This window comes from Bifidobacterium sp. ESL1118 (assembly GCF_058505595.1).
The window spans coordinates 1,199,773-1,222,421 of sequence record NZ_CP196371.1 but is presented as its reverse complement, the minus strand read 5'-3'; the positions used below and the strand labels follow the sequence as shown (position 1 = coordinate 1,222,421).

Genomic DNA, 22,649 nt, shown 5'->3' with positions numbered 1-22,649 from the left:
AACGTCGGATGGATGCTGATGCGCGCCGACGCACGCGGATGAATGCCGATGCACCTGATGCATACCGACGCACGCCAATGAACGTCGGCATTGTCTCCGATTGCCCATATCGTGGTGAACTGTATTGTTAAGTCCAGGCCTGCACCCGTAACGCGGGCCCTGAAAGCAAAGGACAACCATGGCTGAAGAGACCATCTCCATCACATTGAACGGCGAGAAGAAGGAGATACCGGCCACGGATACCGGCACCGAGCTTTTCTCTGACGATAAAGACATCATCGCGGTGCGCATCAATGGCAAGAACCGTGACCTCTACACGCCGCTGAGCGACGGCGACACCGTAGAGTCCATCACCCTAGAAAGCGACGACGGTCTGGCCATCATGCGTCACTCCGCCACGCACGTCATGGCTCAGGCGGTGCAGGAGATTTGGCCGGATGCCAAGCTCGGCATCGGCCCGGCGATCGAGAACGGTTTCTACTACGACTTCGACGTCGAAAAGCCGTTCACGCCCGACGATCTCAAAGAGATCGAAAAGCACATGAAGAGGATCATCAAGTCCTCTCAGTCCTTCCGCCGCCGCGTCATCTCCAAGGATGAGGCCAAGGCCGAGGAAGCGAAGCAGCCCTATAAGCTTGAGCTCATCGACAAGAAGGAAGACGAGATCGACGAGACGGTGGGCACCGAGGTGCCGAACTTCGGCGAGCTAACCATGTACGACAACCTCGATCGTGAGGGCAACCGCGTCTGGACGGACCTCTGCCAGGGCCCGCACCTGCCCAACACCCACTTCATCAAGGCGTTCAAGCTCGAGCGTGCCGCTGCTGCCTATTGGCTCGGCGACGAGCATAACCCGTCCATGCAGCGTATCTATGGCACTGCCTGGGCCAGTAAAGATGATCTCAAGGCCTATCAGACTCGCATGGAAGAGGCCGCCAAGCGCGACCATCGCAAGCTCGGTGCCGAGATGGACCTCTTCTCCTTCCCCGAGGAGATCGGACCTGGCCTGCCCGTCTTCCATCCCAAGGGCGCCGCGGTCATCAACGCCATGGAGGACTACTCGCGCGAGATGCACCGCAAGGCCGGCTACAGCTTCGTGCAGACCCCGCACATCACCAAGGGCGGCCTGTACGAGACCAGCGGCCACCTGCAGTGGTACAAGGACGGCATGTTCCCGCCGATGCACCTGGACGAGGAGCGCGATGAGAACGGCAACATCACCCGCCAGGGCTCGGATTACTATCTGAAACCCATGAACTGCCCGATGCATAACCTCATCTTCAAGTCCCGTCAGCGCTCCTACAAGGAGCTGCCGCTGCGTCTCTTCGAGTTCGGCACCGTCTACCGCTACGAAAAGAGCGGCGAGGTGCACGGTCTGACCCGTGTACGCGGCTTGACTCAGGACGATTCGCACATCTACTGCACCCGCGGTCAGATGAAGGATGAGCTCAAGTCCATTTTGAACTTCGTCTTGAAGGTCCTGAAGGACTTCGGCCTCAACGACTTCTATTTGGAGCTTTCCACCAAGGACCCGAACAAGTTCGTTGGCTCGGATGAGATCTGGGAGGAGGCCACATCCACCCTTGAGGAGGTCGCCAAGGACTCCGGCTTGGAGCTCGTGGCCGATCCGGGTGGCGCCGCATTCTACGGCCCGAAGATCTCCGTACAGGCTAGGGATGCCATCGGTCGCACCTGGCAGGTCTCCACGATTCAGCTCGACTTTAATTTGCCTGAACGGTTCAAGTTGGAGTATGTGGCTGCCGACGGCTCCCATCAGCGCCCGGTGATGATTCACCGCGCCCTGTTCGGCTCCATCGAGCGTTTCTTTGCCATTCTGCTTGAGCATTACGCGGGCGCGTTCCCCGCTTGGCTTGCGCCTGTGCAGGTCACCGGCATCCCGGTTGCCGACGAGTATACTGATTATCTCAAGGACTTCATCGGCTCCTTGCAGGAAGAGGTCGTACGCTGCGAGATCGACTATTCCGACGACCGCTTCGGCAAGAAGATTCGCAATGCCTCGAAGTCGAAAGTGCCGTTCACCCTCATCGTGGGTGAGGACGACAAATCCAAGGGCGCCGTCAGTTTCCGCTTCCGCGACGGTAGCCAGCTCAACGGTGTGCCGAAGGATGAGGCCAAGGCCAGGATTCTCAAGGCCATCAAGACCCGCATTCAGGTCAATTCCGCCGACGACTTCGCACAAACGGCAGAGGTTGCCACCTCGACCAACGCCGAGTGACGGGTAAACGGGAATAGTACGGAGCCAATATGCTAGAGAAATTACGCCCCTGGTTCAAGCATCTTATCCAACCCATTGCCAAGGGATTGGTGGCCGTCGGCTGCACTGCCGACATGGTCACCATCATCGGAGCGTTGGGCACCATAGTGGTCTCCATCGCCACCGGCATCACCGGTTGGTTGGTGCCTGGCTCGCTCATTCTTGCCGTTTTCGTGGTCTTCGACTCGCTTGACGGTTCGGTGGCGGCGCTGACCACAGGTGGCACCAAATTCGGGGCATTTCTCGACTCCACGCTCGACCGCATCGCCGACTGGGCCGTGCTCATCGCCGTGGTGTTATATTTCCTGCTTCATGGCGGCATGTCGCTTGAGGCGGGAAGCATGACCCAGGCCGACGTTGTGGGCTGGGTCGGCATCGGGGCCACGCTCTATGCCATCATGACCTCGTTCGTCACCTCGTATGCCCGCGCCCGCGCCGAATCCGTGGGCTACGAGGCCAAGAACGGCGTGGCCACCCGCAGCGACCGGCTCGTCATCATTCTGGTGGGCATGCTGCTTGCCGGCATCTTCTCAAACCCACTGTGCATGACGGTCTTCGAGGTCATCCTTGCGGTGCTCGGCACCATCACCGTCTTCCAACGCATCTTCGAGGTCCTTCGGCAGATGAAGGCGGACGGGGACTGAGTCCCTTCGACAGGTCTACGAGTTGGTGTGAAGCAATGCGATAAGCCCACCATGGTGCGCTGCTGATTCGTTTAAAGAATGAATCGGTGGTGGGTAAATCAATGATTGCGCCTGTCAGTGGTGAAACAAGGTGAGGGTATGTTCAACAGATTGCTCGTGTATTTGGCCAAGCACCCTCGGATTGTTCCCGAGCATGTGTTGCGCGGCCTGTTCCTGTTTGCCGCGGATGTGGTATGGCTGCTTGGGCTTGGGGGAGTCAGGCAGCTGGAACGCAACCTGAACCATGTGCTTGCTTCGGCGAACGGCGGCAATCAACCGACGAGGCGGCAATTGCGCCATGTTTCGCACCAGGGCATGCGTTCATATTTCACGTATTTTGCGGAAGCCATGACCGTGGGAGGCCAAAGCACCGAGCGTTTGCTTGCCCGTACTCGCCCTACAGGCCCCGGTTACCAGTGGGCACGGCACTACATCTATGACGAGGGACATTCCATGCCGATCGCCATAGGGCACTTGGGCAACTGGGACTACGAGGGACTGCTCGCCGGGGACAGGCTCGCCCCTGTTACCACGGTGGCCGAGCGATTGAATGACCCCGAACTGCTGCAGACGTTCATCGATATCCGCAAGCGCATGAACATCACCGTGCTGCTCACCGGTCAGAGCAACCTTACGGAAACGCTCGAAGAGATTTTGCATGGTTCGCATGTCACTGTTCCTCTGCTTGCCGACCGTGATCTAGGGCCGAATGGGGAATTCGTGGAGGCATTCGGCTCCACCATCCGCGTGGCAAGGGGACCTGCCACATTGGCGCTCGACACTGGGTTGCCGCTCATCGTAGTGACCATGTACCGCGAGAGACTGCATGGGGCGCGGCGGAAGGCTGCCGGCGTCTCACAAGGTTATGTGGTCGATATCAGTGAGCCTCTGGACATCGATTCCTTGAGGTCCCTGCCTCGTGAGGAGGCCATTCATGCCATCAGCCAGGCGTGGGTGAGCGAGTGGGCCAAGACCATCAAGGCACATCCGCAGGATTGGCATATGCTTCAGCCTATTTTCTTGGAGGACTTGGATTTCAGCCGATTGAAGAACGTGCCTGATCGCATCGTTTCACAGCTCAGTGATGCCCGGCGAAGTGAGTTGAAGCGATAGGCGCCATTGTACGTATCTATCCGTTTCGTACCCATTAGCTGGTTGAACATCGATAAGTGGGTACATTTTGGTCGTTAATCAGCTATTATGCGACTGTAATGTACCCGTTTTTATATTCAGCATAAGAATATGGGTACCGCTCGGACAACGAAAGTCCGGTATCCATAACTGAGATGGTCTGTGTCCGGAATGCACCCATTTCTCCCTACACCGGTTCAAGTGTGTACAGTTTGGTCGTGATATGAGCCGTGCGTGACTGAAATGTACGCGCTTGCGCGCGTATAGAGTTATGCATGTGCATCCCGGTCATTTCCGTAGCATTGTGGAGTCTTTCCGTGTTCGGTTATGTTAGAGATGTGTCGCTGTGCCGCTAGAATGGTGACAATGACTCAGGATCAAGAGATGAATTCTCACAAGGCTAGGCATGGCCACGACCCGTTGCACGGTCGTAAGCTCCGTATTGGCATCATTTCGCCGTATTCTTTTGAAACGCCGGGCGGCGTGCAATTTCACATCCGTGATTTTGCCATGGAACTCATGAAACGTGGACATAGTGTGGAGGTTCTTTCCCCGGGTCGGCGCACTGCCGAGATGCCGTTATGGGTCACCACGAATGATTCTTCGTTCTCCATTCCCTACAATGGATCGGTGGCCAAGCTCAGCTATTTCGGCGTTGTGGGGCCGCGGGCGCGCAAATGGGTGCGGCAGGGCCATTTCGACATTGTGCATTTGCACGAGCCGGAAACGCCTTCACTCAGCCACAAGCCGCTCACCATGCGGCACCACCCGCCATTTGTGGGCACATTCCATTCCGCCTTTGATCGTTACCCGTTGGCGTTGCGCGTCTTCGGGGATTACCTCAGGCAGTATCTGAAGCCGCTTTCTGCCGGTATTTGTGTCAGTCCGGCGGCGCTGAGGACCATGGAACGGTACGCCCCCGGCAATCTCGAAGTAAGCATCATCCCCAATGGCATTTACGTGGAGCAATTTGCCGGAGCTGCGGTGAATCCTCAGTGGAAAGGCAGTCAGGAGAGTCCAACAATCGGGTTCCTCGGGCGCATGGGGGAGTCACGGAAAGGGTTCGATGTATTCATCGAGGCCGCAAAGACAGTGCTACGCAACTATCCGTATGCGCGTTTTCTTTGCGTAGGTGATGGTGAGGAGGATGGGCGCCACATGCTCAAGGCTGCTGACCCGACCGGTAAATTGGCCCGTCACTTTGAGTTTCTGGGACGCATCGATGACAACGAGAAAGCAAGCTTCTACCGCTCGGTAAGCGTGTATGTGGCGCCGCAGAGGGGTGGAGAGAGCTTCGGCATTGTGCTCATCGAAGCGATGGCCGCCTCATGCGCCGTGGTCGCTTCCAACCTAGATGCCTTCAAGGCCGTAGCCGACGAGGGTCGTGCCGCCCGTCTGTTCGCCAACGGCAAAGGTGAGGATTGTGGTGCCGCTATATGCCGTTTGCTCGGTGACCCAGCGGGTCGGAAAGCCTTGCAAGATGCTGGTTATAGGCGTTCTCTAGACTATGATTGGGTTAATGTCACCGACCGCGTACTTGATGTCTATGCACGGGTTTTGTCGTGAAAGCGCTTTAGAATCAGTACGTTTAACGTATTCGTATACCTGCTAGGAGCATTATGTCAGGGCATTCCAAGTGGGCGACCACCAAGAACAAGAAGGCCGCCATTGACGCCAAGCGCGGCAAATTATTCGCAAAGCTCATCAAGAACATCGAGATTGCAGCCCGCCAAGGTGGAGGCGATCCAGATGGCAATCCGACATTGTATGATGCGATTGTCAAGGCGAAGAAATCATCCATGCCCGCCGACAACATCAAACGTGCTGTCAAGCGTGGATCCGGTGCCGAAGCCGGTGCAGCCAATTATGAAGCCATCACTTACGAGGGCTACGCGCCTGCCGGTGTCGGGCTCATCATCGAGTGTCTCACCGACAATCGCAACCGAGCGGCCGCCGATGTGCGTGCCACGCTGACCAAAGGCAATGGATCGTTGGCCACCAACGGCTCCGTGAGCTTCAACTTTGAGCGTAAGGGCGAGATTGTGGTTCCTGCCCAAGGTGTCGACTATGACAAGCTGTTCGAGATTGCAGCTGAAGCCGGTGCGGAAGACGTTGAAGACAACGGCGACGAGTATTGCGTCGTTACCGGTCCGTCCGACATGGTTGCAGTCCGAGAGGCGCTGCAGAAGGCGAACATTGACTACGATTCCGCCGATTTGGTCATGGTGCCGAATACTGAGGTCGATTTGAGCCTTGACGATGCCCGCAAGGTCACCAAGCTCATTGATGCCCTCGACGATCTTGACGATGTGCAGAACATCTATAGCAATTGGACCGCTTCTGATGAGGTGATGGCCCAATTGGACGAGGACGAGTAATGATTATCCTTGGCGTTGACCCCGGGCTTACACGCTGTGGGGTTGGCGTGATCGAAGCCGGCGCCTCACGCCGGCTTTCTTTTATTCACGTGGATGTGGTGCGCAGCGATCCGCATATATCGCAGGACTTGCGGCTGCTGTCCATCTACAATGGCCTGGCTGAGAAAATCGACCGTTTCAGCCCCGATACTGTCTCCATTGAACGTGTCTTTGCCCAAGAGAACCGCAATACCGTACTCGGTACGGCACAGGCCGCTGGTATGGCGATGTTGGCTGCGGCGCAGCGTGGCATTCCCGTGGCTTTGCACACACCGACAGAGGCGAAGATGGCCATCACGGGAAATGGGCGCGCACAGAAGATTCAAGTTGAACGCATGGTGGCCCAGGTGCTTGGTTTGAGTGAGATTCCCCAACCAGCCGATGCCGCCGATGCGTTGGCCCAGGCGATTTGCCATGCGCTTCGTCCGGCCGGCGCGTTGCAGGGTGGTGAGCGGGAACAGCATCTCACCTTGGCCCAACGTCAATGGGCGGACGCTGCTCAACAGGCCAAGAAATCGCAGCATCGAAAGGGTGTCGACCGCGGTATGTAAAATCGAACATATGTTCGATTGATGAGGGGATTCGTACACCAGGTACGACGAAAAGGGCGATGAAAATGATAGGAACGCTTGCGGGGCAGGTCGAATCGGTATCTGCCGATGTCGTGTTGCTCGACGTGCATGACGTGGGCTATGAGCTACGGATGCCTTCATCGGAGATTATGTCGTTGCGCATAGGCCAGCAGATCAAGGTGTTCACGTATCTCAACGTCTCACAGGATGCCGTTACATTGTATGGTTTTCTCAGCCAGGCCGCTAAACGTATGTTTTTGAGTCTCCAGAAAGTCAGCGGCATAGGTCCGAGGGTGGCGTTGTCGCTGCTTTCCACACTGTCGGTGGACAAGCTCGCGCAGGCTGTGATGCAGGGGGATGCCGCTGCCTTAGCAAAGGCACCCGGATTGGGCAAGAAGGGGGCGCAAAAAATCATCCTTGAACTCAGCGGGAAACTCAACGTGGATCAACTGAATTCGAACTCCGGTGTGGATGAATCGAAATATGATGAAGGAATGATGAAAGTCATCGAGGGGTTGCAATCGTTGGGTTGGCGTGAGCAGGATGCAGCACATGCCGTAGAGGCAGTATGCAGTCAGCAGGGATTCGTTGCGCCTTTGAACGATACCGACATACCGAAGGTGCTTAAGGCTGCACTTTCCTCATTGGATAGGGGGCTTTGACAGTGGGTAAGTCTTCATTGTCCAGCAATGTGCCACAAGAGAATTCTGATGCCAATGAGATTTCATTGCAGAGCATTTCTGCGACCCCGGTGGGCAACGAACCCGTGAGCGAAGAGGAGCTTCGCCCCCAGGCCCTTGACGGGTTCATAGGCCAACCGCGTCTGAAGGCTCAGCTTCAGCTGTTTCTCGATGCGGCACGCAAGCGTGATGTGGCTCCTGACCATATTCTTCTTGCAGGTCCGCCTGGCCTTGGCAAGACTACATTGGCAATGATTGTGGCCAATGAGTTGAACGTTCCGATTCGAATTACCAGCGGTCCTGCAGTGCAGCATGCCGGTGATTTGGCTTCGATTTTGAGCTCGTTGGATGCCGGTGAGGTGTTGTTTATCGATGAGATACACCGCTTGCCTCGCGCTGCGGAAGAGCTGCTGTATATCGCCATGGAGGATTTTCGTGTCGACGTCATGGTGGGCAAAGGCCCGGGTGCATCATCCATTCCTTTGACGTTGCCGCGGTTCACCGTAATCGGGGCAACGACGCGAGAAGGCATGTTGCCATCCCCGTTGCGTGCGAGGTTTGGCTTTACGGCACATCTAGATTTTTACCCCACCGAAGAATTGGAACGACTGATCGAGCGCTCCGCCGGTGTACTCGGCGTCAGTCTTGGCCCCGATGCCGCTCACCAGCTTTCATTGCGATCGCGTGGCACACCTCGTATTGCCAACAGACTGTTGCGCCGTGTGCGCGATTGGGCCATTGTCAATGATTTGGATGTCATCGGTCCGGATGATGTAAGGCAGGCGCTGGCTCTATACCAGATTGATTCCGAGGGTCTTGATCGTTTGGACTTGGCAGTGTTGAACGCCATAGTCCGCAATTTTGATGGCGGCCCAGTCGGACTCAACAATCTTTCCGCCATGGTAGGCGAGGAGGCCGAGACGGTGGAGACGGTATGTGAGCCCTATCTTGTGCGTGAGGGATTCCTCATGCGTACACCGAAGGGGCGTGTTGCCACCCCAAAAGCCTGGGAGCATTTAGGACTTACTCCCAAAGAAGATGTCAATAAGCTATTCTAGAATTCAACAGTTGGGCGCTGAGTGAGTCCACCGGAAAGAAAACGTTTAAGGAGTGTAAAGTGGACGCGGGTAGCATGACTTTTATGGTGGTCATCATCGTTGTGATGGTGCTGATGATGTGGTGGTCAAGCCGAAAAAGCAAACAGCAGCAGGCCAAGGTCAAGGACTTCAGGGAGTCGCTCCAACCGGGCACACTCGTGGTGACCATTGGCGGGGTGATTGGCAAAGTTGTGTCCGTAGACACCAAGTTCGAGGAGATCGTCATCGATTCCGAGGGGTCAAAGATGCGGTTCAAAGCCTCTTCCATCAGTAAGGAATATGTGCGTCCTGCCTATATTGATGACGATGATGTCGATGAAGACGGTAATCCGGTCAATACAGGAGATGATGGTTCAGAGAGTGCTGTGTCCGCAATCTCTTCCGGTGACTTGCAGAATGTAGGTGGCGAAGACGCTCAAGAGAGCGGCTCCTCTACTGATAGATCTGATACTGGTAGGTCCGACGAGGCGGCATCCACAGGTGCCAAGGATGATGACGGCGTCGTGAACGAGGCAGGTTCTGATGATACCGCAACCGTCGATGTTGCGGGTTCTGACGACGCTGATTCCGGCGACAACGATGGGGCCAAAATTTTTAGCAAATGATTGTTCGCGGACCATAACGCTGTCATGTTGATAACGTTATGTAGTTCGTTTGGATAATGTACGATTCGTCCAACAGCAGAGGTCATTATGGCACAGTCCGATATCACCATCAACAAGCTTGCGGCAGTCGGCGAGCAGGATGCACAGTACCTGGTTTCAAAAATACGTACTATTCCAGATTTTCCGAAAAAGGGTATCCTATTCCGCGATTTCCTACCGATGATGGCGGATGCTCGCGCATTCACCATCATGATCGATGCTCTTGAGAAGACTCTTCCAGTGCTGGCGGACTCCATTGATTATGTTGCTGGCTTGGAGGCAAGGGGATTCCTCGTTGGGCCTCCATTGGCGGCACGTCTGGGCAAGGGTTTTCTTGCGGTGCGCAAGGCCGGGAAGCTTCCTCCGCAGACGTTGACGGAAAGCTACTCCTTAGAGTATGGAGATGCTGCAATCGAAATCGAGAAGAACATCATCAAGCCAGGCGGCAGGGTGCTCGTTGTTGACGATCTTGTGGCTACCGGCGGCACGGCAAAGGCAGCCACCAACCTGATAGAACGCGCAGGTGGCAACGTGGTGGGCTTCAGCTTTGTGATGGAGCTTGTCGGCATCAATGGCATGAAGAGACTAGGGGATTACCCGACCACCTCATTGTTGACCATGCCAGTCTGAGCCGAGCTGCTTGAGTTCGAAGGCGGCGGCCTCCTTTGTGCACACTTATGGAGATGATTTATGGATTTATATGAATATCAGGCACGTGAACTGCTGGCCGACCAAGGTATAGCAACCCCGGATGCGTTGTATGCCCACAACAGCGAAGAGGCTGTGTCTGCAGCGGCGAAAATAGGGTATCCGTGTGTGGTCAAGGCGCAGGTGAAGATAGGGCATAGGGGCCAAGCTGGTGGGGTCAAGCTGGCACACAACCCGCAAGAAGTGGCTGAGGCCTGCAGGCAGATTCTTCCCATGACTATCGGAGGCCGCAGGGTTAACGGTGTACTGGTTGCCGCCGCGAAAAATGTGCTGCATGAATATTACGTCTCCATTTCACTAGACCGGAGTTCCAGGGATTTTGATGTGCTTGCCACGGCTAACGGCGGCACGGAGGTCGAGGAAATCGCCAAGGCGCACCCTGAATCGGTCAAGAGACTCCATATCAGTGCTCTGGAGACCTTCGACGTGCAGGCGGCACGCCAGATGGCCGAGTCGATTGGGTTTTACCATGCGGATATGGATCAGGCAGCTCAAGTACTGCTTAAAATGTGGACATGCTTCAAGGATAACGACGCCACACTTGTGGAGATCAACCCGCTGGCCAAGGTAGGCGATCCCGACGATGAGTCCTCGAAATCGCTGTGTGCGCTTGATGCCAAGATTTCCCTCGATGGCAACGCCAGCTTCCGCCACGAGGAATGGGCCAAGTATGTCGATGAGAGCGAGGGCGACCCATTTGAGGTCAGAGCTAGTAAAGTCGGGCTCCATTATGTCCATCTCAACGGTCAGGTCGGCGTGATCGGCAATGGCGCCGGTCTTGTGATGAGCTCGCTCGATGCTGTCTCGGGAGCTGGAAAGTCTCAGGGGACAGATGTCTCACCGGCCAATTTTCTCGATATCGGCGGTGGGGCTTCAGCGGGAGTGATGAGTGAAAGCCTTTCAATCGTACTCTCGAATCCGCAGGTACGATCCGTTTTTGTCAACGTGTATGGTGGCATTACTTCGTGCGAGCAGGTGGCACGAGGCATACTGCAGGCAGTTGCGCAGCTCGGCTCTCAGATTCCTATTGTCGTGAGATTTGATGGCAATGCCGCGGCCGAGGGTCTGTACATGCTTAGCGATGCCAATATCCCCAACCTGTATGTTTGCTCCACGATGGAGGAGGCGGCACAAAGGTCAGCAAAACTCGCCGCCCAAGCTGCCGGTGAGACTGCCGCGGTCGGCACCAACTTTGTCGATGGTGGTGCCGGGGCTGACGGAAAAGTACAGTCTGAACCACACACGGTGGGAGGAGCAAGATGACATTGTTTGCAGACGCCGACACACCGGTTATCGTCCAAGGTATGACGGGCCATCAAGGCATGATGCATACGGGCCGTATGATGAACGCCGGCACACGGATTGTCGCCGGAGTTAACCCACGCAAGGCCGGCACACAGATTTCGTTCCATATCGATGCCATTGGAAGCGATGTGGACGTTCCGGTGTATGCCAACTGCGGTGAGGCCAAAGCCGCAACAGGTGCCCAGGCCAGCGTTATCTTTGTGCCCCCGCGGTTCGCAAAAAGCGCCATGCTTGAGGCAATCAATGCCGGCATCGGCCTCATTGTGGTGATCACTGAGGGCATTCCTGTGGCCGACACTGCCTATTGTGTGGAACTGGCGTTTTCCAAAGGCATCACCATTGTCGGCCCCAATTGCCCCGGTCTTATGACGCTGCCCACGCCAAATGGTAAAAAGGGTACCAATCTCGGCATCATTCCTGACGGCATTGTTTCGGCAGGCCCTCTCGGCCTGATTTCCAAGTCGGGCACACTCACATATCAGATGATGGGTGAGCTTGCCGATGTCGGCTTCACGGCCTGCATCGGTGTGGGCGGTGATCCCATCGTCGGCACAACGCTTACCGAGGCGCTTCAACGGTTTGAAACAGACAGCAATACCAAGGGCGTGGTTATGATCGGTGAGATAGGTGGCAATGCCGAACAGGATGCCGCAGCCTGGGCGGCACAGCACATGACCAAACCTGTTGTGGCTTATATTGCTGGTTTCACCGCCCCTGAGGGCAAACAAATGGGGCATGCAGGTGCCATCGTTTCGGGAGGCAAGGGCACCGCTCAAGACAAGAAAGAGGCACTTGAGGCCGTCGGCATACCCGTAGGCCGTACCCCAAAGCAGGCCGCGGACTTTGCGCGTGAAAAACTGGAGGAAACCTTGTCCACCGATTCAGCACGGCTATGAGCGGAAAGGCGAAACAGGCAAAGAGAAACCCTTGGTTGTGGGGTGCATTGGGCTCGTTCATGGCCATGCTTATCTACGTTGTGACCGTATGGGTTTTCCTTGCATTGATGCTATTGGTCATTTCAATGGAGGCTGGAGGTTCGGGCCTTACCGACGGCACCCTTTCCTTGACGTTTTCAACCGTCCTGTTGACAGAGGGCAGCGGGTTTGAAACATCGTCGTTTGTGTTGACCATTGTTCCGCTGCTGCTCACCATCGTTCTTGTGTGGCTTGTGCGTGAGATGGTGGAGCGCACATCAGGGCGATGGGAGGCGTATCTCGCTGGTCTGATGGTATGGGTCGTTGGAACTTGGATGATTTCGCAGAACGTCACTCTTGCGTTGGTCGATTCTGAATGGCTTATCCTGCTTAAGGCGGGGTTGGTGTATACCATAGGGTTTGCGCTCTCTGCGATTCCAGGTTCCGGTCCGATGGAGTGGGTCAAGACCCACATCTTCGAACCGTTACCCACCCAACTGCGGCACATGTTCACAATCGGCGTGGTCTATGCGCTATGCATGGTGGTTTTTTATCTGTTCGCAGGTCTTGTCACTGTTGTCGTGTGGGTGATACGAGATTACCCTGCCATGGTGAGGGTATTCGAGCTTTCCTCCATGCCGACAGGATCGAGAATAGTGACCACCATCGCATCGTTCGCTTGGCTGCCGAATCTATGCCTGTGGGGTCTTTCGTGGATGTGTGGCGGAGGCTTCTCCATCGGCGACCTTGCCCAATTCACACTCTGGAACGGTCATGCCTCAGGTCTTCCCGCTGTTCCGCTGTTCGGCCTGTTCCCCAACGCCGTCAGCAGCGAAACATTGCGTTTTGCATTGAGCATGATGCCAATGATATTGGGGCTGGTTTCAGGACTGGTGCTGATGTTTTCAAAACGTTGGTTTGGTGTTGGAGCTGGCAAACCAGGCATGTCATTCAAAACATGGCCGTTGATCAGGCAATTCCTGTATCCTTTGGGTTCGTTCATTATTTCCAGCGTTGTGCTTGTGTTTGTGTTTGATGTGCTCTTCTATATTGGTAATGGATCCCTTGGCCGTGAGCGACTCAAAACCCTTGGTGTGAATGTGTTGGAATCCACACAAGTTGTATCTAAGCCGACTGCTTTGGGCTTCTTTCTTTCCTGGCTCATAGCGGTCGTGTTGGTATGTTTCATTCTTGTGCTGCGCATAGCAGCCAAACGTCTGCGATCCTTACGTGCGAAGCAACCCCAGAACATTGGTTCTCAACCACCAACGGGTGAGATTCATTTTGTGGATGGCGCATCAAAAGTGCCAGGCGGTGATGCTGTATCGTACAAAACTGACGCGAGTGACCCGGATGACAATATGGATGCTCCTGAATCTACAACCCAGCCATGGCATGACGGGCAGCAACAGCTCGATGGTTCTGATGCCCATGGCCCCACGAACCCGTGAGGTTCCCAACAGTAATGAAGTCCGGCTGGCAGAGTTAATGACGCCAGGCAACAGGTAAGGAGCAATATGACGGATACGCATCGGCCCATACGCAGAGCTTTGATTTCAGTGTTTCATAAGGATGGTATTGAAATCCTTGCCAGAGCCTGTATAAAGGCAAAAGTGGAAGTGGTCTCCACTGGTTCCACAGCCTCGGCATTGGAACGTTTGGGGGTAGATGTCACTCCTGTTGAACAGGTGACCAGGTTTCCGGAGAGCCTTGACGGCAGGGTGAAGACGCTAGACCCGCACATTCATGCGGGCATTCTGGCGGATATGACCAATCCTGAACACGTCGAGCAGCTTAGGAAACTCAACATCAAGTCTTTCGACCTCGTGGTGGTCGATTTCTACCCGTTCGCGGACACCGTACGTTCCGGGGCGGATGAGGCGCAAACCATCGAGAAAATCGATATTGGTGGGCCTTCCATGGTGCGTGGAGCCGCCAAGAACCATGTCAGTGTGGCCGTCATCACCGACCCGGAGGATTATGCACTCGCGGCGAGGGCAGTGGAAAGCGGTCAGGGATTCGACTTGGGGCAAAGGCGTCAGCTGGCCCGAAAGGCGTTTGCCAAAACCGCAGCCTACGATGCCAACGTGGCCACATGGATGGCGGGGCAGTGGGGTGAGGGCGGAGCTGAGCCGGACTTCACGCGGACATGGCAACGCGCACATGAGCTGAGGTACGGAGAGAATCCACACCAGAAGGCTGCACTGTATGTCAATCCACTGGACGAGACCGGTTTTGCTCATGCCGAGCAACTGGGCGGCAAGCCGATGAGCTACAACAACTATGTCGATGCCGACGCCGCCTGGCGTGCCGTGTGGGATTTTGCCCCGCAGATTGCCGTGGCCGTATGCAAGCACAACAATCCCTGTGGCTTGGCCATAGGCAAGAGTGTGGCCGAAGCCCACCTGAAGGCGCATGCGTGCGACCCCATGAGTGCCTATGGCGGGGTGATTGCCGCCAACACCGAAATCACGCTTGAGATGGCACAGAATGTACGGCCCGTCTTCACTGAGGTGATTGTGGCCCCCAGCTACGAGCCTGAAGCTTTGGAACTGCTCAAAACCAAGAAGAAGAATCTTCGCATTCTCAAAGTGGCGCAGCCGCCGAAGGCCACAAGGCAGATACGGGCCATAGACGGTGGGCTGCTTGTGCAGAGTATGGACAAGATCGATGCACCAGGAGACGATCCGCAGGCTTGGAAGCTGGTTTCCGGGCAGGCCGCGGATGAGAACACCATGCGAGACCTTGTCTTCGCCTGGCGTGCCATCCGGTGTGTAAAGTCGAACGCCATCCTGTTGGCCCATGATCGGTCCACGGTGGGCATCGGTATGGGTCAGGTGAACCGTGTGGACTCGTGCCATCTGGCTGTGGATCGGGCCAACACGCTTGCTGACGGGGCCAACAGGGCCACTGGCGCAGTCGCCGCCTCGGACGCATTCTTCCCCTTCGCGGATGGCGCTCAGGTGCTGATTGACGCGGGGGTGAAGGCTATCGTGCAGCCTGGAGGGTCCATCAGAGACGGAGATGTCATTGAGGCGGCTCAGAAGGCCGGAATCACCATGTACCTTACAGGAACTCGACATTTCTTCCACTGATTGCAGGCTGTTGATGGCCTGCATCGATCTCCGCTTTTCCCTGTCGCAGCAGTTTGCCGTCAATATGGGTTGATGTTCGTCATCGGCCATTCCGGGGCATGCGCAGGATTAAGATAAACGTAAAACAATGGCTGCTATGGTAGCCGAGGCAAAAGGAGGCGCTATGGATGCGAAAAGGCATCCTTACGTTTCAGAGGAACATGAGGGGCGTCCTGCCTTTGAATGGATGGTGGCGCTCTGCGTTGTTCTGGCTGCTGTCGTGGCATTTTTGGGGCATATCAGTGCTGCTACTGTGGTTCTCGTTGCCGTCTCGTTGTGCACCGGGATTGTTCGTCTTGTCTTGCGGTCACGCAGCCCCTGGAAAATTCGTTCCGTGGGGTTGGACGTGTTCATTTCCTTTGCTTTTGCCATAGGTCTGTTGATTACGTACATCAGCATCAGGCTCATGGTCTGATTGATTGAAAATACGCCGAGGACCGCCGGGAATATCTTGGAGTGTGAGGATAAACAAGGAGTGAAGATGACTGATACAGAGAATCGTGGCGGAGTCGGGGCAAAGGCACTGATCGTGGTGGATGTGCAGCCCACATTCTGTGAAGGCGGCGAGCTCGGCGTGGAAGGTGGAACCGCAGTGGCCGGCCGCATCGCGGATTATGTCAGTGCTCACCGCGGTGAGTATGTCTACATGGCAACCACACAGGATTGGCACATCGAGCCGGGTCCGCATTTTTCTAATCACCCTGATTTCGTGGACTCTTGGCCCAGGCATGGTGTGGCCGGTACGCCAAACGCCGAGCTCATGCCGCAGATTGCGGCGCTTGGCATTGAACACCACTTCAAGAAAGGCCAGTACGCACCGGCGTACTCAGGATTCGAAGGCATTGAAGACAACACCGACCGCGTGCAGACACGCGATGAGTTCGCAGCCATGCAGCAGGGCGGCAAGACCCTTGCCAACGCGCTTAGGGAAACAGGAGTGCAACATGTGGATGTGGTAGGTCTGGCGGAGTCTCATTGCGTCAAAGACACGGCACTTGATGCTCACAAACTTGGCTATAGTGTTTCTGTACTTGAGGATTTAACGGCTCCTGTGAGTGAGGATCAGGGTATCGCTGCCCGCAAGGTGTTGAAGGCAGCAGGTGTGGGGCTGGTTGGCGGAGTTCGCAGGTGATGTGGACGTTTGGCTCCGCCAGACGGCGGGATTGTGAATAGGCTTGGTGGCATGACTGAAAATTCAGGGAACGCGCTCATCTCGCTCAAACGGTACTTTGGCTATGACTCGTTCCGAACAGGTCAGGAGGGACTGGTCAAAGCCATTCTGAGCGGTTCCGACGTGCTCGGTGTCATGCCGACCGGTGCAGGCAAGTCGATTTGCTATCAGGTGCCGGCCACCATGTTGCCTGGGCTCACCGTCATTGTCTCTCCGTTGATATCGCTCATGCGCGATCAGGTCGACGCTTTGAACGATGCGGGTATCGCCGCCGGTTTCATCAACACCACGCAGGCGCCAGATGAGCAGGGCACGGTGCTCGCGCAGGCATCCAGGGGCGACCTGAAAATGTTGTATGTGGCACCGGAACGTTTGGAAACGAAGCGATTCCATAATTTTGCCATGCGTGTGCCGATTTCTTTGATCACTGTGGACGAGGCACACTGCGTCTCCCAGTGGGGTCAGGATTTTCGTTCCTCGTACCTTGGCATCGGCGATTTCATTGCCTCTCTGCCTTCCCGTCCGGTTGTGGCGGCGTTCACGGCCACTGCCACGCAGCGTGTGCGGCGTGATATCGTCAAGCTGCTGGGGCTGTGTAATCCGAAAGTTACAGTGACTGGATTCGACAGACCCAATCTCTATCTGGACATCATTGCCATGCCCACACGCCAGAAGAATCGTTGGATTGCGGACTATGCGCGAACTCATGCGGACGAATCCGGCATCATCTATTGCGCCACCCGTAAGGAGACCGAGGCGCTCGCCGCCGATTTGCAGGACGCGGGCATCAAGGCCGTCGCCTACCACGGTGGCATGGATGCTGATACTCGAAATCGTGCGCAGCGCGACTTCGTCACCGACCAGGTGCCTGTGGTGGTGGCCACTAACGCTTTTGGCATGGGCATCGATAAATCCAATGTGCGCTATGTAATTCACCACAACATGCCTGAAAGCATCGAAGCGTACTATCAGGAAGCCGGCCGTGCCGGGAGAGACGGGGAGCCAAGTCGTTGCACGTTGCTGTGGAACGAATCCGACATCGTCACACGGCGGCGTTTGCTGGCGATGGACAGCCAGAACGACCGGCTGAGCGTCGAGGAGCAGGAGGCGGTGAGCCAGAGCCACCGTCAGTTGCTCAATGCCATGGTCGGGTATTGCCGCACCACCGAATGTCTGCACCGTTACATTGCTCGGTATTTCGCCGATCCAAGTGGTGTGGAGGAAGCCGCGGCGCAGGGTCAAGCAGACGATGTGGTTTCCTCTACTAGCCTCGGGGCTGAAACTGAAACCGAAACTGCAGGTGCTGCCAAATGCGGCAACTGCGCTAATTGCGAAAGCACATTTGAAACCATCGATGTCAGCGACGTTGCCCGGGCGGTGAGCAGGTGCGTGCATGACGTGGGGCAGCGCTTTGGCTCCGGCAAAATAGTCGCGGTGCTGCGAGGCTCAAAGGCGCAGGATCTGGTGAATCGGCATCTTGACCAGGTGCCGAGTTACGGAGCCCTTAGCGATGTGCCCGACGCGCGCATTCGTGATGTGCTCAATCAGATGGCGACGGATGGATTCCTCTCCATTTCGGAGGGAAGACTGCCGATTGTAGGTTTTGGCTCACGGGCTGCGGAGACAGTCGATCCTGATTTCCATTACGAGATCAAGCGTATCGAACGAAAGCGTAGCGCCCAGAGTTCTTCCTCCGGCAAGGCTTTCGGTTCATACGATGAAAGCGATTCCAACGCCCATAATTCGGATTCTCCGCTGTCCGGCACGCAAGCTTCGGCAATGGGCGACTACACACCCAGCGAAGATGATGAGGCATTGTTCCAGAAGCTTCGGGAACTGCGCCTCGACATCGCCCGAGAAATCGGCAAGCCGCCCTACATCGTCTTCTCCGACAAGACGTTGCGGGACATGGCCCGCATCCGTCCGCTCACCGACACCCAGTTCCTCGCCGTCAACGGCGTGGGGCAAAACAAGCTCGCCCTCTACGGCGAGCGTTTCATGTCCGTGGTGCGTCAGTTTTAGACAAATTGAAACTGTTGCTTGTTGCTTGCCAAGATGCGATAGCATAGAGCTAGTGTTCCAATGATTCTTGAGGAGGAATTATGACAGAAGAAACCAACGGCGCAAAGCCGCAGCCCGAAAGCTTCCAGCTCGACCATACTAAGGTGAAGGCGCCGTATGTGCGCTTCATCAGCACGGAGAAGGGTCCCAACGGAGACGTGATCTCCAACTATGACCTGCGCCTGGTGCAGCCCAATAAGAACGCCATCCCGACCGGCGGCCTGCATACCATCGAGCACACGCTGGCCGTGTTGTTGCGCGAGCGCATCCCCGGCTACATCGACTGCTCGCCGTTCGGCTGCCGCACCGGCTTCCATCTGCTCACCTGGGGCGAGCACAGCACCGAGGACGTGGCGCGCGCGCTCAAGGAGTCGCTTGACTTCATAGCCAACAAGGCCACTTGGGATGACGTTCCCGCCACGGACATCAAGAGCTGCGGCAACTATCGCGACCACAGCCTCTTCACCGCCAAGGAGTGGTGCAAGGACATCCTGGCGGAGGGCATCAGCTCCGACCCGTACGTGCGCAAGGTGGTCTGAGCGGATCTTTCGTGTGTAATGTGGCAAACTCCGACAGATAGTGCCGAAAATCAGCATGATTTGTCGGAGTTTGCATATCAAACGATGAAAGTCCGACAATAAGTGCCGGAAAGTGGCACAATTTGTAGTTACGGTCTCTTACTGCGGTAATTTGTGCCATTTGGTGGCATAATGTGTTGGTGTTACTTTCTACTGCGGTAGCTTGTGTCGTTATATGGCACAACATATCGGAGTTTCGTGTTCCGGCAACAGTGAGGATATGGAAAGGCAAGGTCAGCATGGCATTGCAACAGCCAACGGTGCAGATTCGCACAGCGGTCGAGGGCGACCTGCCTCAGATCAGGCACAACTTCGCCGCGGCCCGCAAACTGATGATTGCAAACGGCAATCCCAACCAGTGGGGCAACGTCTATCCGTTGGACGAGTGGATTGTGGAGGATGTGCGCCTTGGCCGCGCCATGCTATTGGTGGATCATGAAGGTAAGAACGGCGCTGAGCGCATCCTGGCCCAGTTCGCAATCTGCGTCGGAGCCGAGCCTTCTTACGCACGCATCGTAGACGGCGAGTGGCTGGACGATGACGATTACGTGACCATGCACCGGCTGGCTTCCACCGGACTCGTGCCGCACAGTGCCCGCACCTGCTTGGAATGGTCTGTGAAGCGCTACGGCAATGTGCGGGCCGACACCCACCCGGATAACGTAGCCATGAACCATGTCTTTCAGACCGCAGGTTTCAAGCGTTGTGGCATCATCAACGTGGATCGTCTTGCAGGCCATGATATGCGCATTGCCTATCAGCGCCACGACAGGTGATGAGAATGTGGGTGGAATGCGGCCCGAACCGTCAGTTCCATGCGGTAGATGAGCGTTGACCGTAGCATAATTAGTCATGCATTAGCGCGAGAATAATGCCATGACTTTAAGCGCTTTGGAACCGTGGAAATTCTCATCCCAACTGGGCAAGACGAACTATGCCAAGACCCGGCGACTCTACCCGGGTCAGGCCGTCGTCGATCTCAAGGCCATGCGTGACAACATGCGTACGTTGGTTGATGCTGTGGGCGGTCCCGACGGTGGCACTGCCGTCATGGGCGTTGTAAAGGCAGACGGCTATGGCCATGGGTTGGTGCCTTCTGCGTTGGCGGCGCTCGCAGGTGGGGCGACCTGGCTTGGTACCGCCCAGCCTCGTGAGGCGCTTCAACTGCGCATGGCCGGCATCGGCTCGGATCGTTGCCATATCCTCACTTGGATGTACAACTCACGCGAGGCTTTGCTTCCCGAGCTCGTCGCCAGCGACATCGACATCTCGGTAGGTTCCTTGACTGGCATCGACGGTGTCGCCGAAGCCGTTCGCAAGGTCGGCAGGCCTGCCCGTGTGCACATCAAGGTGGACACCGGTTTTGGCCGCAACGGCTTCACCGAGCAAGGCTTCCAGGCCGCGCTTGACAAGCTGGTTCCGCTTGCCAAGGACGGTGTGATGCAAATCGTCGGTCAGTGGAGTCACCTCGCCGTTGCCGACGCCCCTGATGTGCCGGAATTCGTGGATGTGACCAACAAGCAGGTCGAGACGTTCAATGCCTTCACCAAACGTATGGAACAGGCTGGCATCGCTCCACAGATTCGGCATATTGCCAACACCGCCGCCACGTTGAGCCGTCCGGAGATTCATTTCGAGCTTACCCGTCCCGGCATCGGGTTGTACGGATATGAGGCCGATCCAGCCATGGGCACTCCCTCGAAATACGGTTTGACGCCCGCCATGACGCTTCAGGCCCAGCTTTCCACCGTAAAAGACGTTGAGGCAGGGCGCGGCATTTCGTATGGGCGCACCTACCTGACCACTGAGGAGACCAGCACCGCCATCGTGCCTCTTGGCTATGGCGACGGCATTCATCGTTCCGCCTCCGGCTTCGACGAGGTTGGTTCCCAGCATGAGACGAAGCTAGGCGGGCCGGTGAGGGTCATGACGAGCGAAGGTCCCAAGGTCATGCATGTTTCAGGCAGGGTGTGCATGGACCAGTTCATTTTGGATTTGCACGGCAGCGCGAAGGATATGGGAATTTCCGAAGGCGACACGGTCGAACTGTTTGGCCCTGGGCGGGGCGAGGAATTCGGCGAGCCGACCGCCGACGATTGGGCCCGAGCCGCGGGCACCATCAGCTATGAGGTCTTTACCTGCCTGAGTCCGCGCATCCCTCGTCTCTACCTCAACGCCGCCGAGGTGCTTCCTCCGCAAGACGTGAGCAAAATTCGCCCTCGCCAGTTGCTGTGACGGTAAAATATTATTTTGATATCCAGCATTGCTGATTGAATCAGCGCAATGGAATTTATTTTATAAGGTGAGGAAATATGGGACAGCTGATTTTGGAGGATGGCTCATTTCGTCTTGCTCCGTCTGATCGATGTGGGTCGAAACAATGGTACACGAATGTATTCGACGAAAACCGTGTGGCTGTGAGTGGTTTGACGCTATTGATTAAAACACAAAAATCGGCAGGGTCGTTACAGGATTTCTTTATTCAGCTAAAAGTTACCGAGCCGGAAAAGCTGTCTGCCCCTGAAATGGACTGTGCACACGGCATTTTTCATGCACACCCTAACGGTCATCATCCCATTAGCGGAAAGCAGGTCCCCAAAATTGATTTGATGAAGCTGGATAGTTTGGCCGATGTTCGTGAATCGTTTGTTCGCTCAAGCGTATTGATGGATATGATGGTGTTGGATGTATTGCAGCAAGGAGGTGTGTTCGATGAACGCCAAATCAGTGAATCAACAGTACGGCTCGCCAGAGGATTTGCGCATGAAATTAATGATGTTCACCGCTGAGGTGAACTATAACATGGCTGTTAGCTCACTGACGGATAAATTGGTTGTAGTCGATAGTCAGGGGAATTTCCCTGTTGTGCCCATTCTTGCGGAGGAAAGCATAGCCTTGTTGATACAAAGGGTTGATGCTATCGGTGGCCGTGCAAATGTATTCGTCAAAAATACAAATGGTACGGTGACGTATTTGAGTATGGGCGATGGTCAAACTGCCGTTCATGGACAAGTTCTTGATCTTTCTGACGCTGCACGTTGGGAAAATGGTAACGCGAGCGTTGGCATGCTGCTTGATACTGTGAAAGCAAACGGGTTTAATGGAGCGCTTCTTCCACGTGCACTTGCGGATTTTTGCACAACAATAGATGTACATGATCAGGAAATGACACTTGAGAAGGTAGCTGAATAGGTATCGATTTCAAGATGGTTTTAGGTGGTTCTGTCTGCCCATTATCGTTGTGTCTTAAATAGCCGATGTGTTCAAGCTCGGGAGATG

The 22,649-nt window shown here is 55.7% G+C and carries 20 protein-coding genes and 2 pseudogenes; all 22 read left to right on the top strand.

Features of this window, described 5'->3' with window-relative positions:
- The first annotated feature begins 178 nt into the window (after positions 1-178).
- Positions 179-2,236: a threonine--tRNA ligase gene (thrS, locus tag ACSYSS_RS04855; RefSeq protein ID WP_491702948.1), complete on the top strand. Its 2,058-nt coding sequence runs from the start codon at positions 179-181 to the stop codon at positions 2,234-2,236.
- A gap of 29 nt (positions 2,237-2,265) precedes the next feature.
- Positions 2,266-2,919 (top strand): CDP-alcohol phosphatidyltransferase family protein, encoded by a 654-nt coding sequence (locus ACSYSS_RS04850; protein ID WP_491702947.1) that lies wholly within the window; start codon positions 2,266-2,268, stop codon positions 2,917-2,919.
- A gap of 138 nt (positions 2,920-3,057) precedes the next feature.
- Positions 3,058-4,071: a phosphatidylinositol mannoside acyltransferase gene (locus ACSYSS_RS04845; RefSeq protein WP_491702946.1), complete on the top strand. Its 1,014-nt coding sequence runs from the start codon at positions 3,058-3,060 to the stop codon at positions 4,069-4,071.
- Between the two features lie 402 nt (positions 4,072-4,473).
- Complete coding sequence (locus tag ACSYSS_RS04840) at positions 4,474-5,655, top strand: glycosyltransferase family 4 protein (RefSeq protein ID WP_491704227.1); 1,182 nt, start codon at positions 4,474-4,476, stop codon at positions 5,653-5,655.
- Between the two features lie 53 nt (positions 5,656-5,708).
- Positions 5,709-6,467: a YebC/PmpR family DNA-binding transcriptional regulator gene (locus tag ACSYSS_RS04835; protein WP_491702945.1), complete on the top strand. Its 759-nt coding sequence runs from the start codon at positions 5,709-5,711 to the stop codon at positions 6,465-6,467.
- Entirely contained in the window at positions 6,467-7,057 is a 591-nt protein-coding gene (gene ruvC, locus ACSYSS_RS04830) for a crossover junction endodeoxyribonuclease RuvC (protein WP_491702944.1), read from the top strand. The genes ACSYSS_RS04835 and ruvC overlap by 1 nt, the downstream gene beginning before the upstream one ends.
- A gap of 65 nt (positions 7,058-7,122) precedes the next feature.
- Positions 7,123-7,740 (top strand): Holliday junction branch migration protein RuvA, encoded by a 618-nt coding sequence (gene ruvA, locus ACSYSS_RS04825; protein ID WP_491702943.1) that lies wholly within the window; start codon positions 7,123-7,125, stop codon positions 7,738-7,740.
- 2 nt (positions 7,741-7,742) lie between these two features.
- A complete protein-coding gene (gene ruvB, locus ACSYSS_RS04820; protein ID WP_491704226.1) occupies positions 7,743-8,816 on the top strand; it encodes a Holliday junction branch migration DNA helicase RuvB in 1,074 nt (357 codons plus the stop codon).
- A 74-nt stretch (positions 8,817-8,890) separates the two neighbouring features.
- Positions 8,891-9,190, top strand: a pseudogene (gene yajC, locus ACSYSS_RS04815) (preprotein translocase subunit YajC); the annotation flags it as partial.
- 357 nt (positions 9,191-9,547) lie between these two features.
- Positions 9,548-10,129 (top strand): adenine phosphoribosyltransferase, encoded by a 582-nt coding sequence (locus tag ACSYSS_RS04810; protein WP_491702942.1) that lies wholly within the window; start codon positions 9,548-9,550, stop codon positions 10,127-10,129.
- Positions 10,130-10,189: 60 nt separating this feature from the next.
- A pseudogene (gene sucC, locus ACSYSS_RS04805) lies at positions 10,190-11,368 on the top strand (ADP-forming succinate--CoA ligase subunit beta); the annotation flags it as partial.
- 98 nt (positions 11,369-11,466) lie between these two features.
- Positions 11,467-12,408 (top strand): succinate--CoA ligase subunit alpha, encoded by a 942-nt coding sequence (sucD, locus tag ACSYSS_RS04800; protein ID WP_491702941.1) that lies wholly within the window; start codon positions 11,467-11,469, stop codon positions 12,406-12,408.
- Entirely contained in the window at positions 12,405-13,877 is a 1,473-nt protein-coding gene (locus ACSYSS_RS04795) for a cell division protein PerM (RefSeq protein ID WP_491702940.1), read from the top strand. The genes sucD and ACSYSS_RS04795 overlap by 4 nt, the downstream gene beginning before the upstream one ends.
- A gap of 66 nt (positions 13,878-13,943) precedes the next feature.
- Complete coding sequence (purH, locus tag ACSYSS_RS04790; RefSeq protein ID WP_491702939.1) at positions 13,944-15,521, top strand: bifunctional phosphoribosylaminoimidazolecarboxamide formyltransferase/IMP cyclohydrolase; 1,578 nt, start codon at positions 13,944-13,946, stop codon at positions 15,519-15,521.
- A gap of 163 nt (positions 15,522-15,684) precedes the next feature.
- Entirely contained in the window at positions 15,685-15,975 is a 291-nt protein-coding gene (locus tag ACSYSS_RS04785; protein WP_491702938.1) for a DUF3017 domain-containing protein, read from the top strand.
- Positions 15,976-16,041: 66 nt separating this feature from the next.
- Complete coding sequence (locus ACSYSS_RS04780; RefSeq protein WP_491702937.1) at positions 16,042-16,692, top strand: isochorismatase family protein; 651 nt, start codon at positions 16,042-16,044, stop codon at positions 16,690-16,692.
- A gap of 51 nt (positions 16,693-16,743) precedes the next feature.
- On the top strand, positions 16,744-18,753 hold the full coding sequence (locus ACSYSS_RS04775; RefSeq protein ID WP_491702936.1) for a RecQ family ATP-dependent DNA helicase: 2,010 nt from the start codon (positions 16,744-16,746) through the stop codon (positions 18,751-18,753).
- Positions 18,754-18,833: 80 nt separating this feature from the next.
- On the top strand, positions 18,834-19,331 hold the full coding sequence (locus ACSYSS_RS04770) for an S-ribosylhomocysteine lyase (protein ID WP_491702935.1): 498 nt from the start codon (positions 18,834-18,836) through the stop codon (positions 19,329-19,331).
- Positions 19,332-19,609: 278 nt separating this feature from the next.
- Positions 19,610-20,146, top strand: coding sequence for an N-acetyltransferase (locus tag ACSYSS_RS04765; protein WP_491702934.1), 537 nt, complete (start codon positions 19,610-19,612; stop codon positions 20,144-20,146).
- 100 nt (positions 20,147-20,246) lie between these two features.
- Positions 20,247-21,605: an alanine racemase gene (gene alr, locus ACSYSS_RS04760; protein ID WP_491702933.1), complete on the top strand. Its 1,359-nt coding sequence runs from the start codon at positions 20,247-20,249 to the stop codon at positions 21,603-21,605.
- Between the two features lie 77 nt (positions 21,606-21,682).
- Positions 21,683-22,159, top strand: a complete 477-nt coding sequence (locus ACSYSS_RS04755) for a hypothetical protein (RefSeq protein WP_491702932.1) — start codon at positions 21,683-21,685, stop codon at positions 22,157-22,159.
- Positions 22,083-22,562 carry a hypothetical protein gene (locus ACSYSS_RS04750; RefSeq protein ID WP_491702931.1) on the top strand — a complete coding sequence of 160 codons (480 nt, stop codon included), beginning with the start codon at positions 22,083-22,085 and terminating at the stop codon, positions 22,560-22,562. The genes ACSYSS_RS04755 and ACSYSS_RS04750 overlap by 77 nt, the downstream gene beginning before the upstream one ends.
- Positions 22,563-22,649: the final 87 nt, after the last annotated feature.

Coding starts and splice junctions, on each gene's coding strand:
- thrS (WP_491702948.1), top strand. CDS start 179: ATGGCTGAAGAGACCATCTCCATCACATTGAACGGCGAGAAGAAGGAG.
- ACSYSS_RS04850 (WP_491702947.1), top strand. CDS start 2,266: ATGCTAGAGAAATTACGCCCCTGGTTCAAGCATCTTATCCAACCCATT.
- ACSYSS_RS04845 (WP_491702946.1), top strand. CDS start 3,058: ATGTTCAACAGATTGCTCGTGTATTTGGCCAAGCACCCTCGGATTGTT.
- ACSYSS_RS04840 (WP_491704227.1), top strand. CDS start 4,474: ATGAATTCTCACAAGGCTAGGCATGGCCACGACCCGTTGCACGGTCGT.
- ACSYSS_RS04835 (WP_491702945.1), top strand. CDS start 5,709: ATGTCAGGGCATTCCAAGTGGGCGACCACCAAGAACAAGAAGGCCGCC.
- ruvC (WP_491702944.1), top strand. CDS start 6,467: ATGATTATCCTTGGCGTTGACCCCGGGCTTACACGCTGTGGGGTTGGC.
- ruvA (WP_491702943.1), top strand. CDS start 7,123: ATGATAGGAACGCTTGCGGGGCAGGTCGAATCGGTATCTGCCGATGTC.
- ACSYSS_RS04810 (WP_491702942.1), top strand. CDS start 9,548: ATGGCACAGTCCGATATCACCATCAACAAGCTTGCGGCAGTCGGCGAG.
- sucD (WP_491702941.1), top strand. CDS start 11,467: ATGACATTGTTTGCAGACGCCGACACACCGGTTATCGTCCAAGGTATG.
- ACSYSS_RS04795 (WP_491702940.1), top strand. CDS start 12,405: ATGAGCGGAAAGGCGAAACAGGCAAAGAGAAACCCTTGGTTGTGGGGT.
- purH (WP_491702939.1), top strand. CDS start 13,944: ATGACGGATACGCATCGGCCCATACGCAGAGCTTTGATTTCAGTGTTT.
- ACSYSS_RS04785 (WP_491702938.1), top strand. CDS start 15,685: ATGGATGCGAAAAGGCATCCTTACGTTTCAGAGGAACATGAGGGGCGT.
- ACSYSS_RS04780 (WP_491702937.1), top strand. CDS start 16,042: ATGACTGATACAGAGAATCGTGGCGGAGTCGGGGCAAAGGCACTGATC.
- ACSYSS_RS04775 (WP_491702936.1), top strand. CDS start 16,744: ATGACTGAAAATTCAGGGAACGCGCTCATCTCGCTCAAACGGTACTTT.
- ACSYSS_RS04770 (WP_491702935.1), top strand. CDS start 18,834: ATGACAGAAGAAACCAACGGCGCAAAGCCGCAGCCCGAAAGCTTCCAG.
- ACSYSS_RS04765 (WP_491702934.1), top strand. CDS start 19,610: ATGGCATTGCAACAGCCAACGGTGCAGATTCGCACAGCGGTCGAGGGC.
- alr (WP_491702933.1), top strand. CDS start 20,247: ATGACTTTAAGCGCTTTGGAACCGTGGAAATTCTCATCCCAACTGGGC.
- ACSYSS_RS04755 (WP_491702932.1), top strand. CDS start 21,683: ATGGGACAGCTGATTTTGGAGGATGGCTCATTTCGTCTTGCTCCGTCT.
- ACSYSS_RS04750 (WP_491702931.1), top strand. CDS start 22,083: ATGAACGCCAAATCAGTGAATCAACAGTACGGCTCGCCAGAGGATTTG.